Source organism: Vreelandella stevensii S18214, assembly GCF_000275725.1.
Classification (GTDB): domain Bacteria; phylum Pseudomonadota; class Gammaproteobacteria; order Pseudomonadales; family Halomonadaceae; genus Vreelandella; species Vreelandella stevensii.
The window spans coordinates 44,660-61,528 of the sequence record NZ_AJTS01000040.1 but is presented as its reverse complement, the minus strand read 5'-3'; the positions used below and the strand labels follow the sequence as shown (position 1 = coordinate 61,528).

Here is a 16,869-nt window from a genome sequence, read left to right as displayed (position 1 = left end):
ATTCCACGACGTAGTTGACCTACTTCACGTCACGCAGAGGCCTTAATAACTCCGGCGAGACCTTGTACTGTTTGGTGCCGTCCTCGGCCAGAACAATCACACTCTTGCGGTTGATCTTGGTGACGATCCCCAGCACCGGGCCTTCCCGGCCCTCGAAGGTTACTTTCAGGCCCACCCGCAACTGACTCAGTGCCTGCAGATTTTCCTGATCCCTCAGTTCGTCGATGCGCCGGCAGACGTATTGATTCAATTCCAGCAACTGGTCGATGCTCATGTCCTCAATGCGCACGGACGGTAGCCTCCGGCTGTTTGCTCTGTCGATCAGGATGGCGTGGGTCGATCAGCGCCCGTAATGGGTTGTCGGCAAACCGGGTTTTCCAGAGACGAGGCGTCAGGTCGCTGACGTCACTGGCCGGGTGCTGGCTGATGCGTTGCAGCACGTCCACCAGGTAGGTGTAGGGGGTAATATCGTGCAGCTTGCAGGTGCTGATCAGGCTCTGGATGATGCCCAGGTGTTCCGCGCCCAGTTCGGTCCAGCAGAACATCCAGTTTTTCTTGCCCATGGGGATGGGCCGTAGGGCCCGTTCCAGGTGATTGGTATCGGGTTGTACGCCCGGATCTTCCAGGAACACCGTCAGGCTCGTTTCCCGGCCGAGCACGTAATTCAGGGCTTTGGTTAACGGTTCACTGGGTAACAGGCCGCCTTGCCCCAACTGATCCCGGCACCATTGGAAGAAGCCGCTGACGACCGGCTTCGCATGGTCCAGCCGGTATTGACGCTTCTTCTCGCCGGTGAGCTCCTTTTCCTTAATGGTATCTTCAATCTGGTACAGCTTCGCGATCTGTTGCAGGGCTTCGGTGGCCTTCTCAGGATGATCCTTTTGGGCCTCAACGAAGCAACGGCGACTATGCACCCAGCATTGAGCATGAGTAATGCCTTTCTGGGCCGCGGCATAGCGGGCATATGCGGCATAACCATCGCTGATCAGAGTGCCACTGAATTGGTCGTTCAGAACCTGCTCGATGTGCAGTCGGCCCCGACTGTTCGAGTAGGTAAACACCACTTCGTCGTCATCACCGTATAGGGGCCAGAACCAGCCTGTTTTCATCTTGCCTTTCTGCGGGCCTGCCCGGCCCTGGTGGCCCGCTTTGATGGGTGTTTCGTCCATGGCCAGCACCCGGCTGCGCAGCACGTTGTCGGTCTGGGCGTCCACAATGGGCCGAAGCAGGTCGATGGCCCGCTTCACCAGGTTCGTCAGGGTGCTGCGGCTGAGGGTAATACCCGCTTGTTGAATGCGCTGGTGCTGGCGATACAGCGGCAGGTGGAACTGGAACTTGTCCACCAGCAACCCGGCCAGCAGGCTGACATCGGCCAGGCTGTTGTCCAGCACGTTGAACGGGGCTGGTGTTGTCACAGGTTTTTGATCCGTGCCCTTACGACGGAACACCGGGCGTTCGCATTTGAGCACCACATAGCTGGAGGCCCGCTGGGCCAGACGGTAGGTGGTTTTGGTGCCGATGATGTCGTATTGGTCGGCGTCCGGCCCGGTCAGCTCCGGCGGCAGTTGCTCGATCACTTCCACCGGTACATCCGCCGTAAAGCGCAGGCCGGTGTCGTTCAGGCAGTCGTCATCGCGCTGCTTTTTGCCGGTGCCGCGCTGGTAGGCCTTGATGGTGCGCTTTTCTTCCTCGGCAGGCTGTTCCGGTAGCGGTGCGTCATCCGGTTGGAACAGGTTGTCCTGTTCCGGAATATCGTAAACCTGTTTCTCGGATTTGGGGCCGAACAGCTGCTTCTTGAACCAGTCTAACTGGTGTTTCAACTGCCGAATGGATTCCGCCTGGGCCTCCAACTGCTCGCGCTGCAACGCATTTTCCTCGGCCAGGGCCGAGTAGGAAGGTGCATTGGGTTGGGGGTCGGAAGCCGTTGAATTCATGGCCGACATTATACCGGAAGTCCGTCTTCTATACCCCTCGAAAACGCTTGAATTGGCGGTATTTCTGCACCTCGATGCCATCGATCAGTAGTTGCAGATCCGTCAGGGTCAGGGCTCGCTGACCGGAGGCGGATAACGGCACCCGGAACTGCCCCTGCTCCAGGCGCTTGGCCCACAGGCAATAACCGGTAGCGGTAAAATACAGCATCTTCATCTGGGTCTTGCGACGATTGACGAAGACGAAATACTGGCCACTGAGTGGGTCGTGCTTCAACTGATTCCGGACCAGGGCGCTCAGGCCCCGGAACGATTTGCGCATATCCGTGGGCTCGGTGCACAGCCAGATGCGCGCCTGACTATCGAGCCCGATCATCCGTTCTGGCTCAGCCGCAATTCGACGCCGTTGCCGAGGCTGAGCACAATGTTCCAGCCTGGGCCGGACTGCGCTGCACCCATCAGAGAGGACAGGTCCAGAAAACCGGCTTCGCCGGAATCCGCTGAGTCACCGGCCGCCTGATCGGACAGGCGCTTGCGCCAGTTGCAGAAACTGGCGTAGCCGATGTTCTCTTGTTTGCAGAACTTCGAAGCTGACAGACCACTGTCTCGCTGCTGATTGACCAGGGCCTGCCACTGTTCGGGTGTGCGGTGCTTTCTCATGGGGGTAACCTCGCTTGGAAACTGTGAGGTTACTTTAGGGCGAATTTTAGCGGGGTGGCAGAACGTCGTGGAATGAACGCTTACGTTCGGCAAAGTGTTCGGCTGTCCTGGCCGTTTCGTCGGGGAGGAGGACCAGGAACTCTTCACCGCCATAGCGGCCCGCCAGGTCACCCGCCCGAGTCAAGGCAGACAGCGTACTGCCGAACTGGGCAAGCACCTGGTCGCCGGCCTGGTGGCCGTAGCGGTCATTCAGCGCCTTGAAGTGATCCAGATCGATGAATACGACCGAGAGCGTGCGTTGTTGGGCACGGCATAGCGCGAAGCGCTCACGCAGTTGTTCTTCCAGCCAGGCGCGGTTGGCAAGTTGAGTCAGCGGATCGATGCGGCTGCGCTGTTCGAGCTGAGTGTAATCGTTGAGTAGCGCTTCACTGCTTTTTTGCTGTGCTTCCAAACGGGTACTGAGCATCAGCGTGTGCTCGAACAAGCGCTGCTGAGCTTGCTCGAGCAACGAGAAACTATCCACGGCCAGGGCCAGCGGAATGCCTAGCGATTGAGACAGCGGTGGTAACGTTTGCTGTAGGTAGGTGAGCAGTGTATCAAGGGCCAACGGCTCAGGTAGCTTCATCAGGTTTGACTGGCGTATCAGCAGCGCCAGCGCCTGGGCCGGGTCGGGGGATAGCCAGGCATCGGCGACCAGACCCGACAAACGGATGCACAGATCCGCCAGGTTGTCGGTATCCAGCGGACCATGGCTTTCATACACGCTACGCGCCAGTGTCTCGTGTACGCCCCACTTCAACAGTAGCCATGCACCCACCAGCGCGTGATCGCAGCCAAACAGGCATTGCTCGGCCTGTATGACCTGTTGATGTGTCACGTCTTCATGACCATAAAGAGGCTCCGCATCTGCCGGGAAGGCTTTCTGCAAGGCAAGCATGCCAATGTCCTGCAACAGCGCGGCTGTGAACACCCGTCCTGCCTGTTCGGGGCAGTGCTGTTGGGCGAAGTAGCTGGCCGTAACGGCCGCCGTAAAGGCGCGCTGCCAATAAAGACCCTGACTGGGCCTACCACTGTGCTGCTCAAACAGCTTGAAACTGAGCACCGTGGCCAGGGTGGCATCGGTGCCTAGCCGTTGGGTCGCTTCGAAACAGGTCAAGGGCGGCTGGCTGGCGCGCAGGTAGTGCGCGCTGTTGGCCACGCTCAGCACTCTGGCCGTCAGGGCAGGGTCATGTTCGATGGTCGTGGCATAGTCCGTCAGGGTCGCCTCAGCCGTGCTGGCAACTTCCAGGACACGCATGGCGACCATGGGCAGTGAAGGAAGGCCCTGACACTGTAGCAGCGCGCCTCCCAAGGCAGGGGGCATCTGATCGGCAAGCTGGCGGTAAAACGTTTCGCTGATGGCGGCTGAGCCCGTCATGTGATCTCCTCGTACGCCGAACAGCGGAGTGGGCGACTTATCGTATAGGGAAAGCTATTGTTTACCATAGTGTACGCCGCACCGATATGGCGGTGGTACCGCCTCTATCCCTAAGACCCTGGTTTATGCTGTAAATGTCACTGTGTTTTTTTACCTGAATTCAGGTTAAAAAGAGTCAAAGCCGAGCTGCTTAAAAATGACACAAGCGAGTGCCGTGATGCACACCAGACAAGAAGCAGCAGAGATGTTTCGCCAACTGGCAGAGGGGCTTGGGCATAGCCATCGGCCCTCCTTCTTCGACGCGCTGGTGGAACAGCTGGCGCGCCTGCTGGCAGTGGAGCATGCCCTGATTGCTGTGATCCGAGAGCCTAATATAGCGGAAACCTTGTCCGTGTGGTCAAGCGGCGCGCTCGCAGGCAATATCCGTTACTCGTTGACGGGGACACCCTGCGAAACCGTCGTGGGCCACCAACCCTGTCTCTACCCCTGCAACGTGCAGGCGCTTTTTCCAGAGGATGAGCTGCTGGTACAGTTGGGCGCCGAGAGCTACATGGGCTTGCCGCTCTTTGCTGCCGATGGCGCGGCCATAGGCATCATGGCGGTATTGAGCAATCGGCCACGGGCATTCGATGGGCTCGAGAACGAAATCCTGCGTATTGCGGCAGCTCAGGCGGGGGCTGAGCTGGGCCGTCGCCAGACCGAAAGCGCCTTGCAGGCAAGCGAGCTGGCAGCCAAAGAGAGCGAGCGGCGTCTGGATACCCTGCTCAATCACCTGCCCGGCATGGCGTATCGGTGCCAAAACGATCGCGACTGGACCATGCTGCTGGCGAGTCATGGCGCCACCGCCCTGACGGGATATCACCCGGATGAGTTAGTGGGGAGCCGTGTCATTAGCTTTGCTGAGCTGGTGCAGCCAGACGACTTTCCGCGTCTGGTGGCTGCCTCGCAGAAAGCCATCGAAGAGCGTTGCCCTTTTCGGGTGACCTATCGGCTGCGGCATCGTGATGGCCGCGAACGCTGGGTCTGGGAGCAGGGCCAGGCCATTTATACGCAGAGCGGCGAGCCGCTCTGCTTTGAAGGCTTCATCACCGATGTGACCGATCAGCAAGTGTCACAGCGAGTACAGCAAGCCGTGGTGGAGGTGGCATCCACGGTGACCTCGCGGATCGGGGACGACTACTTTTTACAGCTGATCACGACCCTGACGCGCCTGCTGGAGGCAGATGCAGGCTTGATTGCCCTGCTGGAGCCCCCTCTGCCCGGTGACGCTCTGCCTGATGCAACCGGTGCCATGGCTGCGACGACCGCCAGTCTGGTCAGCCTGGTCGTGGGCGGCGAGGCTCAGGCGAGCGGGCACTTTGCCTTGCCTGGCACGCCCGCCGAACGAGTGGTCATCGAACAGGAAGGTACCGAACTGCACAGTGCTGACTACTGGCTGCCGGGCAGCGCCCTGAGGGCTGAGGCCTGGATCGGGCGTCGGCTGGATAATGCCCAGGGCGATGCCATTGGGGTCATGATGGTGTTCTACCGACAGCCGCTGTCCACCAATGCCTTCGCCACATCGGTACTGCAAATACTCTCGACCGGTGCGGCGGCCGAGCTGGAGCGGCGCCGAGATCATCGCCGTATTCACCAGTTGGCCTATACGGATACCATCACCGAGCTGCCCAATCGTGCCCATTTCATGGAGCTGTTGGCGACACTGGGCGCCCAGGCCCAGCGTGAGCGTAAGTCGCTGACGCTAGTGCTGCTGGACCTGCGTCGTTTCAAGGAGATCAATGACCTGCATGGCCATCAGGTGGGCGACGTATTGTTGGCCACCGTCGCCAAGCGCCTCCAACACCTGCATGACCTGAGCGGCCACTGCGCACGTCTCTCCAGTGATGAGTTCGCACTACTTCTGCCGCAGCATCAGGGAGTTGCACTGGAAGCCTTCATCAGGCAAGTGATCGAGGCCATCAGGCACCCGATTCATCTGGAGCACCGTGAGTTTCAGTTGGATGCCAGCATCGGTTTCGCGCGCTACCCCAGTGACGTGGCCGCCCCCGCCGAGCTGTTCAACGCCGCTAGTATTGCGCTGCACGATGCCAAGCAGCGCGATACGGGCATATCTCCCTATACGCAGACCATGCGCCGCACGTTGGAGCGCCAGCAGTGGATGACCGAACGCCTGCACCGCGCCATCATCGAGCGTCGTCTGGAACTCTACTTTCAGCCGCAGGTAGACCTTGAGACCTATGCACTGACCGGTGCCGAAGTGCTCTGCCGCTGGCATGACCCGGAGTGGGGCTGGGTCAGCCCCGGTGAGTTCATCCCCCTTGCCGAACAGCGTGGGTTGATACGCCTGCTGAGCGATTGGGTATTGGAAGCATCGGCGCGTCAATGGTCGGCTTGGCAGGCGTCGGGCACCCCCTTGCCTGGGCGGCTGTCGATCAACATGGCCGCCCAGCAGTTTGCCGACCCACGGCTGACCGAGCACGTCGCGCGGCTCACCCAAGGAGTGCCGCCGCAAGCGCTGGCCCTGGAGCTGACCGAAAGCGACTTCATGCGAGACCCGGACCAGGCGGTCATGATTACCCAGGCCATGCGTCAGGCGGGGTATGCGCTGTTGATCGATGACTTTGGCACCGGATATTCGTCACTCTCCTATTTGCGCCGCTTTGCCGCCGATGCCTTGAAAATCGACATCTCTTTCGTGCGCGACATGCTGGACAACCCCCATGATCGTGCCATCGTGCAGACCATCATCGCCATGGCCAACGCGCTGGGCATGAAAACCCTGGCCGAGGGCGTCGAGCAACAGGCTCAAGCAGAACTGCTGGCCCAGCTGGGCTGCCACCAGGCACAAGGGTTCTGGTTTGGCAGGCCATTACCCGCTGCGGAGTTTGCGGCGACCTGGCTAAGCTGCTAGAACACGCGGCACGTCATCTTGCTGTCATCATCCATGGCATACCCTACGCGCGCCATACCGCGACGAGAGGAGTTTGCCATGCGCCTGGCCCTGTTCGACCTTGATGACACCCTCCTGGATGGAGACTGCAGCGACCGCTGGAATTTATGGATGATAGAGCAAGGCTGGGTCAGCGATGCCGAAGGGTTCATGGCCCGCGCGGAAGTGATGCAGCAGGCTTATCATGCGGGCAAGCTGAAACTGGAAGAGTACCTGGCGATGACGCTGGCGCCGTTGCGTGGCCGCCGGGTCGACGACGTTCAAAAAGAAGTCGAGCGCTTCGTGGCCACCCACCTGCAGCCACGCATCTTCGAGCAGGCATGGCGCTGTCTCGATGCGCACCGACAGGCGGGCGATACGCTGATCCTGATCTCGGCGTCGGCCTGCCATCTGGTCGCGCCCATAGCGGCCATGCTGGGGATCGACCACGTGCTGGCGGTGGAGCTGGAACAGGACCGCTTGCCAGGCGGCGCCGTGTACACCGGGCGCAGCGTGGGGGTGCTTTCCTACCGTGGCGGCAAGGTCACGCGGCTACAGCAGTGGCTGGCGGAGCAGGGGCGTCCAGCGTGCCATACCACCTTCTATTCCGATTCCCGCAACGACCTGCCGCTGCTGCAATATGTCGATTGTGCGATTGCCGTCAACCCGGACCCGGTGCTGGCGGAGGTGGCTGGCGTCGAAGGCTGGCGACGCTTAGACTGGCGAGCCGATACCGAGCAGAGCATTTAGCTTTGTGAACCGTCAACTCACCACTCATTTGCCAGCCCATGACGCACGACCCGCCTGATTACCGTTTCGTAGAACACTCCGCTGATCCTGTCCTGGTGGACTCCGTATGAGCCCCACCGCGCTCGCGCTGGTGCTGGTCTCGGTGTGCATGCACGCAGGGTGGAACGTGCTGGGCAAGCGCAACGCGCCCTCGCTTGGGTCGTTTGCGCTGGCTTATGGCGCTGGGGGTGTGGCGCTGTTGCCGTTGCTGGTGCTGGGCCCCTCCTTGACGGCGCTGCCGGGTGCCTTCTGGGGCTGGCTGGTGCTGTCCGGGTTTTGCCAGATGCTCTATATGGGAGGGCTCGCCTGGGCCTACGCCCGGGGAGAAGTGAGCGTCCTCTATCCCATTGCCCGTGCCTTGCCGGTGGTGATGGTGCCACTGGTATCGATTGCCTGGCTGGGCAATCGTGGCCTTGGCCTCTGGGATGGCGTCGGCATGCTGCTGATCATGCTAGGGGCGCTGGGCTTGCCGCTCAGCCGACCCGAGGCTCGCCGTCTTGCTTCGTATCTTTCCCCCGCCATGGGCTTTGCGCTGCTGGCGGCGGTGGGCACCGTGGGGTACTCGCTGATCGACAAGCAAGCCCTGGGCGTCATGCAAGGCGCTGGCCATAGCAGCCTGACGGCAGGGGCGGTCTTCATGGTTCTGCAGGCATTGATGACGCTGCTGTGGGCGCTCCCGCTGTTGGCCGTGTTGCCGGCAGAGCGCCGCCGATTGCCTGCGCTGCGACAGCAGGGGCTGACGATGCTGGTGGCCACGGGCTTGATGATGACCTGCACCTATGGGCTGGTGCTCATGGCCATGGCGCTGACCGACGAGGTCAGCTACGTGGTGGCGCTGCGCCAGCTCTCGATTCCGGTTGGCGTACTGATGGGGGTGCTGTGGCTCAAGGAGCCTGCCTCCAGCGCCAAGACGCTGAGCACGCTGGTGATGCTGCTGGGGCTGTTGATCGTGGCGCTGTAATGCTTGCCGCTAGCGCAGCGCCTGCCAGACCAGATTGAGGCCCACCACGAACATGGCCATGATCACCAGACGATAAAACAGCTTTTCATTGACGCGGCTTTGCAGCCAGAGGCCGTTGCGCACCCCGATCCAGGCAACCGGTACCAGCAGCAGCGAGGCCCAGGCGCTGGTCATGTTGACCTCGCCAAGCCATACGTAAGGGCCCAGCTTGATGCTGTTGACCACGGCGTAGGTCACCGTGCAGGTGGCAATGAACGTCTCCTTGGAGAGCTGGCGAGGCATGAGGTACATGTTCATGGGCGGTGCGCCCGCGTGGGCGATGAAACTGGTAAACCCGCAAACGCTGGCGGCGGGCAGGGCCCAATGGGTGGAAATGGGTTTCTTCGCCACGGGCTTGAGCAGCATGTAGGCCGCAAAGGCCACGGAGAGAATGCCCAACACCAAACGCACGCCCTCTTCGCTGAGACTGCCAAACAGCAGCGTGCCGACGGTCACCCCAATGAACAGGCCCGGCACGAAACGCCATACCTCCGCGCGGGAGTGCTTGCCCCACCATGCCTTGACGGCAAAGGCATCCATGACCAGCAGCAGCGGCAGCAGCAGCCCCGCCGCCTGGGTAGGGCTGATTGCCAGGGCCATCAAGGGCACCGAGAGCGTGCCGAACCCGCCTGCGAATCCGCCCTTGGACACCCCGGTCAAATAGACAGAAAAGATGATCAACAGCCAGGCGATGACGGAGTAATCAGGAAGCATGGGCGCCTCGAATGCTTGGGTCGGTGATATGAAAAGCCCCGCGAAAGCGGGGCAAAAGCATACCATTAGATAAAGGTTAGCGGGCGAAGGTGCTTCCTCAGACGTGCGTCAACCATTCATGATCGGGATCATTGTGAAACTTCCATACTCGCTTGGGCCCCGCCATGACGTTCAAGTAGTACAGTGAGTAGCCATGCGCTGCGCCCACGGGGTGATAGCCTCTGGGGACCAGCACGCAGCAGCCATTTTCTACGGCCATGGTTTCATCAAGGGATCGGTCATCCGTGTAAACGCGCTGGAAAGCAAACCCTTGCTCAGGGTTAAGGCGGTGATAGTACGTCTCCTCCAGCAACGACTCCCGGGGTAAGTCATCCACATCGTGTTTATGGGGCGGATAGCTCGACCAGTTGCCTGCTGGGGTAAATACTTCAACTACCAGCAGACTGTCTGCTGGCTCGCCTTCCGGCAAGATATCGTGAATATGACGTGTGTTGGCTCCTGTCCCGCGAGTACTCTTCTTGATGCTGTCGGGAGAGATCAGTCGTGGGGTGTGATTGCCGTACCCCGGCGCAGCGCATACCGCTAGTTCTAAATCCGTGGTCGCTTCCACCGTGTAACGTACATGGTCTGGCAGGTAAACCGCATAGGGTGGAATCTGCTCGAAGATATCCATGCGCTCGCCGATGTCTTCAAAGCGGTGCTCGCCGCAGACCACATTGGCGCGCCCGCTCAACAACACTAGGCAAATTTCTTGGTCATGGCTATGTGACTCAAAACGCTCTCCTTTGCCGAGTTTATGAACACGAAAGCCAATGTGCTTCCAGCCTGCTGACGCTGGAGTAATGTTAAGCACCTTGCCCTGTTCGTCGGGTGTGCTGGGATGAACCAGTAGTGAGCTCATGACGGCTCCCTTGTTGGTGAAGAATGGTAACCAGGCCGTATTACGAGGCTGCTTTCAGGCGACGACGTTGACGATACTGGTCGATGACGACGGCGGCGACGATGATGGCGCCCTTCACGATATCTTGGTAATAGGCATCGACCCCCAAAAAGGTGAAGCCACTGAGCATGACGCCAAGAATGAGAGCACCAATGACCGTGCCAGCTATGCGCCCGACACCACCGGCTAAGCTCGTTCCGCCAATCACGGCGGCGGCGATGGCATCCAGCTCGTACATTAGGCCCATACCTGCTTGGCCGGTGCCCGCGCGAGCGGAAGCCACAACGCCAGCTAAGCCCGCAAGCAGGCCTGCAATGGTGTACACCAAGATCAAGTGACGACGAACATTGATACCTGAAACGCGTGCCGCTTGGGGGTTGGCACCGATGGCGTAGGTGTATTTACCGTAGCGCGTGTATTTCAGCGCGATATGGAACAGCACCGCCACGGCTAAAAAGATAATGACGGGATTGGCGCCCGAGCCGATCCAGGTAAACTGATCAGTCAACATACTGACCGGTTGACCATCGGTATACGCTCGAGCTATGCCGCGAGCACTCACCATCATGCCCAGCGTGGCGATAAAGGGGGGAATCATCGCAAAGGCGATCAGGGCGCCGTTAACCAGCCCCGCCAATGCACCTATCAAAAGGCCTGCGATTAACGGCAGAAACCAGGGTAGGTCGGTAAGTGCCGGATAGACCGCCCGTAGGTAATCGGATTGCTGGGCAAAGCTAGCAGTGACCATGGCGGTTAGGGCTAGTACGGAGCCTGAAGAGAGGTCGATGCCGCCAGTAATGATCACTTGGGTGACTCCAATGGCGATAATACCAATGATCGACATTTGCAGGATCATGATGAGTAGACGCTGCGGATTCAACAGAAAGGAGTCGCCACGAACGACCCAGCCGAGCGCCTCGAATAAGAGGGCAATGCCCACCAGAACGAGAAAGATGCTTACTTCCGTGGGGATTTTTTTCTTGCGCTTTTTGACCATGCCCAGCTGATCGGCGGTGTCCACTGAATTATTCATTGTTGTTTACCTCAAGATGACCCATCTAGGGAAATATCAGCGCTCGACGACCGGTTCATCCGCCGGTGACGAGGCAAGCTCCATGATATTGACTTGGTTGGCTTCACTGCGGCTTAAGAAGCCCGTGACGCGGCCTTGGTGCATCACCATGATGCGGTCGCTCATTCCCAGCACTTCCGGCAGTTCAGACGAGATCATGATGACAGCGACGCCCTGCTTGACGAGTTCGGTGATGAGCTTATGAATTTCAGCCTTGGCCCCCACGTCGATACCGCGAGTGGGCTCGTCGAGTATCAGGATGCGGGGTTTGGTGAGCAGCCAGCGACCAATTAATACCTTCTGCTGGTTGCCGCCTGATAGGTTGCCAATTCGTTCCTCCATAGAGGGGGTTTTCACTCGCAGACGCTCCTTCATGGCGTCACACTCTTGGTCGAGCCGGTGTTGCTCCACAAAGGTGCCGCGAGTGTAGCCGTCGCGTAGTACGGCCAACTCCATGTTCTCTTCGACGGTCAGCCCAAGAAATAAGCCCGTCTCTTTTCGATCTTCGGTGAGCAATGCCAGACCACGCAGCATGGCTTGGTGGGGGGAGCTAATGAGCACTTCTTGACCATCAATTACAATGCTGCCTGAGGTGGGTGGCGTCACGCCGAATAACGTTTCGGCAATATTGGTACGCCCCGACCCGACGAGTCCCGCGAGCCCCAATATTTCTCCAGCCCGCAGGTTAAAGCTAACGTCCTCAAAAACGTCTTCCAAACCGAGGTTATTGACCGATAACACCACGTCACCGATCGGCACCTCTTCTTTTGGAAACATTTGTGTGACTTCACGTCCTACCATGAGCTTGATGATTTCGCTGGAGGTCATCTGCGAAGCAGGAGCAGAGTGGATAAACTGACCATCACGGAAAACCGAGATATCATCAGCTATTTCGAACACCTCATCCATCTTGTGCGTGATGTAGATGATGCCTTTGCCCTGCGAGCGCAGGTCGTTGATGATTCGAAACAGATGTTCTACTTCTCGGTCGGCCAATGACGACGTAGGCTCATCCATGATGAGCACATCAGACTCGTACGACACCGCTTTGGCGATCTCGATCATTTGTCGGCCCGCCACAGTGAGTTTTCGAACCTCCATGTCCGGGTCCATGTCGATGCCTAGCCGCTCGAACAATACCTCCGTCATCTGGTTCATTTTGTCGTGATTGATCATGCCAAACGCGTTGAGCGGCTCGCGTCGTATCCAGATATTCTCTGCGATGGTCATGAACGGCATCAGGTTGAGTTCCTGATGGATCATGGCAATACCGGCCTCAAGCGCATCCAAAGGACCTTCTAGTGCAAGCGACTGTCCCTTGAGACGTACTTCCCCCTGATCAGGAATATAAACGCCAGCAATAATTTTCATCAGAGTCGACTTGCCTGCGCCATTCTCACCCATCAGGGCATGAACAGTACCTCGGCGCACTTTCAGTTGAACGTTGTCGAGTGCCACCACGCCAGGAAACGCTTTACGTACGTTGGCAACTTCCAGAATGTAATTAGCGGGGGCGGGCGACAGTTTTTCTGCGGTCATTGACGCCATGTTGGCTTCTCCTGAAACATCAAGACTGGCTCGCCAAGAGGCGAGCCATTTGCCTTACTGATTAGCAAGAAATTCATCTAGCGTTTCGGGAGTCACCAATTGGAAAGGCACCAAGGTAGTTTTCTCGACCTCATCGCCTTCGGCGAGACCAATGGCAGCTTTAACCGCGCCACCGCCCTGGCCAACGGGATCTTGGAAAACGGTCACCGCTAACCCACCGCTTTGCACGGACTCGATGGCATCGCGCGTCGCATCTATACCGCCCACAATGATGTTATCGGGACTGATGCCCAGCTGGCGCATAGCGTTCAGGGCGCCAATGGCCATTTCGTCATTGTTGGCGGCGATGGCGTTGATTTCCTGGCCACCCACTATCCAGTTGGTCATCAGGTCGATGGCTTGAGTGCGCTGATAATCGGCTGGTTGCTCGGCAACAATCTCAATACCAGGATACTCAGCGGCTACCTCTTTCACCCCTGCCGTACGTTGGTGTGTGGCACCCGAGGAGAGCTCACCAAGCATAATGGCCACGTTGCCTTCGCCACCGATCCTCTCGGCGAGAGCGCGCATTTGCATTTCGCCCGACAGCTTCTGATCGGAGCCCACAAACACCACGCCGTCGTTCTCTAGATCATTGCCCTCCGGCTCACGGTTGACATACACCAGGGGAATATCTTGAAGCACGGCCTCTCCCGTCATTCGAGAAGTGGCGGCCGTATCGACGGGGTTAATAATAATGGCATCGACGCCCTGCGCCGCCAGACTCTGCACTTGATTGAGCTGGCGTCCGATATCGCCCTGGGCATCCAAAAATTGTATTTCATAGCCTTGCGCCTGCGCTTCGGCCTCCATCGCTTGACGCATCGAGGTCAGAAAGTTGTCGTCGAACCAAGCGACGGAGACGCCGATCGACTGAGCCATGGCAGATGAACAGGTCGCAAAAAGAGCAGCACCGAGCAGTAAGCGTTTCATTGAGCTATCTCCAGAGAGTTATTGTTGTGATGGTTGAAGCCGTTGCGAGCTTGGTTGTAGCGGGAATGAGGTTAGTCAAAACCCATGAATGGAATTTAGATTCCATTTTGAATAAATGCAAAATTATTGTTCTATACTTTGGTATAAATGGAATTTTTGTTCTCTTTGCGTGTGGGTGAGACGTCGCTCTTACAAAAAAATGCCCGGCCAATCGCCGGGCGTCGTAACGTAGGTCAATGCAAGCACGGCTAGGCGCGTTTGGGACTATCGCTTTTAGGCTGCTGTTCAAGCGCTTTGTCTTGGCGCATGCCAAGCGCGATGGCTAGCGTTTGAGACAGGCATAGAGAGGCGGTGAGGCCACGAAAGCTCTTGACTTCCGCTTCGTGGACCAGCAAGGCGACGTTGGCCAAAGGTACTAATGGACTGAGGTTGGAGTCGGTAATGACCACGACAGGAATGTCGCGCTCGTGTGCCGCTTCCGCCACACTTCGTGACTCCTGAGCATAGGGGGCAAAGCTTATAATCAGCAGAGCATCGTTGTGATCGATCGACTGCACTTGCTCGCCATACATTCCGCCTAGGCCGTTAACAAGAAAAGCCGGTTTTTCAATATGGTGAAGTGCATACGTCATCCCGGCTTATTCATGAGGCCGACCTGAAAACGAAGATGGCGAGTGGTTTTCTCTTGTAGAATCAGGATATTCCTGCCAGAACACGATTCAAGAGGACCACTCGCCATGGGTGAAAGCCTATCCACCTGGACGCCCTCATGCAACGGCTCTGTCCGTGTTGAGCTGAGCGGCCAGCGCACCACCAGCGACAGCGGCGCTCTGCTGTTGCGTGAGGCCCTCGACAACAGCGGCGTGATTGAGGCGCTGGAAGACAATCTGGTCGATCGACGCCACCCGCTGCGCATCCTTCATTCGCTGGCCAGCCAGTTGCGTACCCTGGTGCTGCAGCGTGCGATGGGCTGGATCGATCTCAGCGATACCGACACGCTGCGCCGTGACCCGCTTTGGCAGTTGGCCTGCAGCGATGCACGCGGGACGACGCCATTGGCGCAGGACAGGCCGTCTCAAGCCACGCTGTCGCGGCTGCTGACCTGCCTCGGCCGAGACGACAACATCGATGCCGTGCACGAAGGCCTGCTGCGACTGGTGGTCTGGCGCCTGACCTCGCTGAAGAACGGCGAGCGCCCCAAACAGCTGACGCTGGACATCGATGGCCTGCCGATCGAGGTGCATGGCCATCAGGGCGGGTCGGCCTATCATGGCCTTTACGGGGCCCGCATCTACTCGCCGCTGGTCGCATCGTTGGCGGAGACCGGCGACATGGTGGGCGGCCTGCTGCGCGAGGGCAACGCCGGCCCGGCAGAGAACGCCGACACCTGGATCCCGCATCTGGTACGACGACTCAACGAGAGCACCGGGGCACAGGTTCGTGTGCGCATCGACGCCGGTTTTACCGATAACGCGACGCTGGAGGCCCTGGAGGATCGGGAGATCGAATACCTGGGCCGGTTGCGCAGTCACACCGGTCTACAGAAGCTGGCAGCACCGCTCCTGAAGCGGCCACCCGGCCGGCCACCCGAGCAGCCTCGCGAGTGGTGCCACGATCTGGAGTACCAAGCCGGCTCCTGGTCGGCACCGCGGCGCGTAGTGCTGGTGGTGCAGGAACGCCCCGATGACCTGCTGCTGCATGCCTTCTTCCTGGTCACCAACCTCAGCAAGTTCGACTGGCCGCCAGAGAAGGTCCTGGCACTCTATCGCAAGCGCGGCAGCGCCGAGGCGCACATGGGCGAAGTGAAGTCGGCGCTCGACGTGCACCTCTCGTCGACCGATCGCGGCGCCTCCACCGTTCAGAACGTGATGGCGCGCAACGAGGTGAGCCTGCTGCTCAGCCTCTACGCCTACCAGGTCCTGCATGGCCTGCGCTGCCTCCTGGAGCGGCAAACCCGACAAGGCTGGAGTCTGAGTCGGATGCGCGAGCAGGTGCTCAAGGTCGCCGCCACGCTGAGGCTGCACGCTCGGCGAATCACCGTTCATCTGGGTGCCGCCGCCGACAAGTGGTGGCCGACGCTGCTGAAGGGGCTACCGAAGCTGACCGCACTGAGCTGACGCTCCTGCGAGACCACCACAGCATCAGAAAGCGAGCGACCGGAGCGGCGGTCGGCGATCACGGCTGCTTGGACGGCCACCATTGATTCCAAAGAGCTATAAGTAAGTAGGAAAAGGGCTGCGTTCAGGCATTACTCAACAGCCACTCGCGCTGAAAAGGCGAATCCTGATGAGCAATGCCAACAGCCAGTACCTTCAGACCGCTCAATCAGCGCCCTCGTGAATAAGGCGGGGTCATGTAGCTGGCCACCACAAAGCTACGGCGAGCACCCATGACATGGACGGCTCTAGCTTTTTCGAAAATATCTAAAGCACTTTCTAAATGTTGCTCGTTAATGCGGCTCGGTAGTTGGTTCAATGCCTCTTGGTTAGCATCCGCGAACTCCCAGAGCAACTGAGTGCTATTGGGGGTTTCTCCCGTTGCGGTACGAACGGCGCGTATGCGCTCATTGTAATTAGGTAATTCGTCAAATAGTCGCGCCCGAAAGAGCTGCTGCATCTCTGAGAAGCCAGAAAACCCGAAGCTATTAGAGAATCGGATCAGCGTTGAAGGCGTGACACCGGCCTTTTGTGCTAGCTGAGCGACGGTGGCAAAAGCAACCTCCTGAGGGTTGTCTAAAAGAAACTGCGCTGTTTGCTTCAAGCGGCGACTCAAAGTGGGGTAGTCAGCGGTGATACGCGCTTCGAGGGTCGCAAAGCTTTGCGGTACTTGGGTCATGAGGTTGCCCTGCCGGTCGCAGTGAATGTTGTCATCGTTGGAATCTATTCATAGCGTAGTGA

General features: G+C 58.9%; 16 protein-coding genes. 4 read left to right on the top strand and 12 right to left on the bottom strand.

From position 1 onward, the window contains the following. Nucleotides 1-19: 19 nt before the first annotated feature. From HSS18214_RS0110635 to HSS18214_RS18105, 5 genes are read right to left on the bottom strand one after another with little or no spacing between them, the layout of a single operon-like run. Nucleotides 20-289 carry a hypothetical protein gene (locus HSS18214_RS0110635; RefSeq protein WP_011783506.1) on the bottom strand — a complete coding sequence of 90 codons (270 nt, stop codon included), beginning with the start codon at nucleotides 287-289 and terminating at the stop codon, nucleotides 20-22. Then, the gene (gene tnpC, locus HSS18214_RS0110630; protein ID WP_193365618.1) at nucleotides 279-1,934 is read right to left on the bottom strand and encodes an IS66 family transposase; all 1,656 of its coding nucleotides are present in this window, start codon (nucleotides 1,932-1,934) and stop codon (nucleotides 279-281) included. Before tnpC ends, HSS18214_RS0110635 begins: the two co-directional genes overlap by 11 nt. A 28-nt stretch (nucleotides 1,935-1,962) precedes the next feature. Then, entirely contained in the window at nucleotides 1,963-2,307 is a 345-nt protein-coding gene (gene tnpB, locus HSS18214_RS0110625; RefSeq protein ID WP_016915087.1) for an IS66 family insertion sequence element accessory protein TnpB, read from the bottom strand. After that, the gene (gene tnpA, locus HSS18214_RS0110620; RefSeq protein WP_016915086.1) at nucleotides 2,304-2,591 is read right to left on the bottom strand and encodes an IS66 family insertion sequence element accessory protein TnpA; all 288 of its coding nucleotides are present in this window, start codon (nucleotides 2,589-2,591) and stop codon (nucleotides 2,304-2,306) included. Before tnpA ends, tnpB begins: the two co-directional genes overlap by 4 nt. Before the next feature lie 46 nt (nucleotides 2,592-2,637). Continuing rightward, nucleotides 2,638-4,008, bottom strand: coding sequence for a sensor domain-containing diguanylate cyclase (locus tag HSS18214_RS18105; RefSeq protein WP_016915281.1), 1,371 nt, complete (start codon nucleotides 4,006-4,008; stop codon nucleotides 2,638-2,640). 217 nt (nucleotides 4,009-4,225) lie between these two features. Here HSS18214_RS18105 and HSS18214_RS0110610 point away from each other — a divergent pair, with 217 nt between their 5' ends. The 3 genes from HSS18214_RS0110610 (at nucleotide 4,226) to HSS18214_RS0110595 (ending at nucleotide 8,687) form a co-directional block, all read left to right on the top strand. After that, nucleotides 4,226-6,919: a bifunctional diguanylate cyclase/phosphodiesterase gene (locus HSS18214_RS0110610; RefSeq protein ID WP_040461060.1), complete on the top strand. Its 2,694-nt coding sequence runs from the start codon at nucleotides 4,226-4,228 to the stop codon at nucleotides 6,917-6,919. A 78-nt stretch (nucleotides 6,920-6,997) separates the two neighbouring features. After that, nucleotides 6,998-7,687, top strand: a complete 690-nt coding sequence (locus tag HSS18214_RS0110600) for an HAD family hydrolase (RefSeq protein WP_016915279.1) — start codon at nucleotides 6,998-7,000, stop codon at nucleotides 7,685-7,687. Between the two features lie 106 nt (nucleotides 7,688-7,793). Next, nucleotides 7,794-8,687 carry an EamA family transporter gene (locus HSS18214_RS0110595; RefSeq protein ID WP_016915278.1) on the top strand — a complete coding sequence of 298 codons (894 nt, stop codon included), beginning with the start codon at nucleotides 7,794-7,796 and terminating at the stop codon, nucleotides 8,685-8,687. A gap of 9 nt (nucleotides 8,688-8,696) precedes the next feature. Here HSS18214_RS0110595 and HSS18214_RS0110590 read toward each other — a convergent pair whose 3' ends face one another. From HSS18214_RS0110590 to HSS18214_RS18100, 6 genes are all read right to left on the bottom strand, one after another. Beyond that, on the bottom strand, nucleotides 8,697-9,440 hold the full coding sequence (locus tag HSS18214_RS0110590; RefSeq protein WP_026001876.1) for a sulfite exporter TauE/SafE family protein: 744 nt from the start codon (nucleotides 9,438-9,440) through the stop codon (nucleotides 8,697-8,699). Between the two features lie 97 nt (nucleotides 9,441-9,537). Next, nucleotides 9,538-10,341: a 5-deoxy-glucuronate isomerase gene (iolB, locus tag HSS18214_RS0110585; RefSeq protein ID WP_016915276.1), complete on the bottom strand. Its 804-nt coding sequence runs from the start codon at nucleotides 10,339-10,341 to the stop codon at nucleotides 9,538-9,540. 40 nt (nucleotides 10,342-10,381) lie between these two features. Then, on the bottom strand, nucleotides 10,382-11,413 hold the full coding sequence (locus tag HSS18214_RS0110580) for an ABC transporter permease (protein WP_026001875.1): 1,032 nt from the start codon (nucleotides 11,411-11,413) through the stop codon (nucleotides 10,382-10,384). A 36-nt stretch (nucleotides 11,414-11,449) separates the two neighbouring features. After that, a complete protein-coding gene (locus tag HSS18214_RS0110575) occupies nucleotides 11,450-13,000 on the bottom strand; it encodes a sugar ABC transporter ATP-binding protein (RefSeq protein ID WP_016915274.1) in 1,551 nt (516 codons plus the stop codon). Nucleotides 13,001-13,054: 54 nt separating this feature from the next. Beyond that, nucleotides 13,055-13,972, bottom strand: coding sequence for a sugar ABC transporter substrate-binding protein (locus tag HSS18214_RS0110570; protein WP_016915273.1), 918 nt, complete (start codon nucleotides 13,970-13,972; stop codon nucleotides 13,055-13,057). A gap of 248 nt (nucleotides 13,973-14,220) precedes the next feature. Continuing rightward, nucleotides 14,221-14,604: a MurR/RpiR family transcriptional regulator gene (locus HSS18214_RS18100; protein ID WP_040461026.1), complete on the bottom strand. Its 384-nt coding sequence runs from the start codon at nucleotides 14,602-14,604 to the stop codon at nucleotides 14,221-14,223. 66 nt (nucleotides 14,605-14,670) lie between these two features. On the opposite strand from HSS18214_RS18100, the gene HSS18214_RS0110560 reads away from it, so the two are divergent. Continuing rightward, nucleotides 14,671-16,089 carry an IS1380-like element ISPsp9 family transposase gene (locus tag HSS18214_RS0110560; RefSeq protein WP_083844143.1) on the top strand — a complete coding sequence of 473 codons (1,419 nt, stop codon included), beginning with the start codon at nucleotides 14,671-14,673 and terminating at the stop codon, nucleotides 16,087-16,089. 208 nt (nucleotides 16,090-16,297) lie between these two features. Here HSS18214_RS0110560 and HSS18214_RS18095 read toward each other — a convergent pair whose 3' ends face one another. Further along, a complete protein-coding gene (locus tag HSS18214_RS18095) occupies nucleotides 16,298-16,807 on the bottom strand; it encodes a MurR/RpiR family transcriptional regulator (RefSeq protein WP_016915271.1) in 510 nt (169 codons plus the stop codon). Nucleotides 16,808-16,869 lie beyond the last annotated feature (62 nt).

Coding starts and splice junctions, on each gene's coding strand:
- tnpC (WP_193365618.1), bottom strand. CDS start 1,934: ATGAATTCAACGGCTTCCGACCCCCAACCCAATGCACCTTCCTACTCG.
- tnpB (WP_016915087.1), bottom strand. CDS start 2,307: ATGATCGGGCTCGATAGTCAGGCGCGCATCTGGCTGTGCACCGAGCCC.
- tnpA (WP_016915086.1), bottom strand. CDS start 2,591: ATGAGAAAGCACCGCACACCCGAACAGTGGCAGGCCCTGGTCAATCAG.
- HSS18214_RS18105 (WP_016915281.1), bottom strand. CDS start 4,008: ATGACGGGCTCAGCCGCCATCAGCGAAACGTTTTACCGCCAGCTTGCC.
- HSS18214_RS0110610 (WP_040461060.1), top strand. CDS start 4,226: ATGCACACCAGACAAGAAGCAGCAGAGATGTTTCGCCAACTGGCAGAG.
- HSS18214_RS0110600 (WP_016915279.1), top strand. CDS start 6,998: ATGCGCCTGGCCCTGTTCGACCTTGATGACACCCTCCTGGATGGAGAC.
- HSS18214_RS0110595 (WP_016915278.1), top strand. CDS start 7,794: ATGAGCCCCACCGCGCTCGCGCTGGTGCTGGTCTCGGTGTGCATGCAC.
- HSS18214_RS0110590 (WP_026001876.1), bottom strand. CDS start 9,440: ATGCTTCCTGATTACTCCGTCATCGCCTGGCTGTTGATCATCTTTTCT.
- iolB (WP_016915276.1), bottom strand. CDS start 10,341: ATGAGCTCACTACTGGTTCATCCCAGCACACCCGACGAACAGGGCAAG.
- HSS18214_RS0110580 (WP_026001875.1), bottom strand. CDS start 11,413: ATGAATAATTCAGTGGACACCGCCGATCAGCTGGGCATGGTCAAAAAG.
- HSS18214_RS0110575 (WP_016915274.1), bottom strand. CDS start 13,000: ATGGCGTCAATGACCGCAGAAAAACTGTCGCCCGCCCCCGCTAATTAC.
- HSS18214_RS0110570 (WP_016915273.1), bottom strand. CDS start 13,972: ATGAAACGCTTACTGCTCGGTGCTGCTCTTTTTGCGACCTGTTCATCT.
- HSS18214_RS18100 (WP_040461026.1), bottom strand. CDS start 14,604: ATGACGTATGCACTTCACCATATTGAAAAACCGGCTTTTCTTGTTAAC.
- HSS18214_RS18095 (WP_016915271.1), bottom strand. CDS start 16,807: ATGACCCAAGTACCGCAAAGCTTTGCGACCCTCGAAGCGCGTATCACC.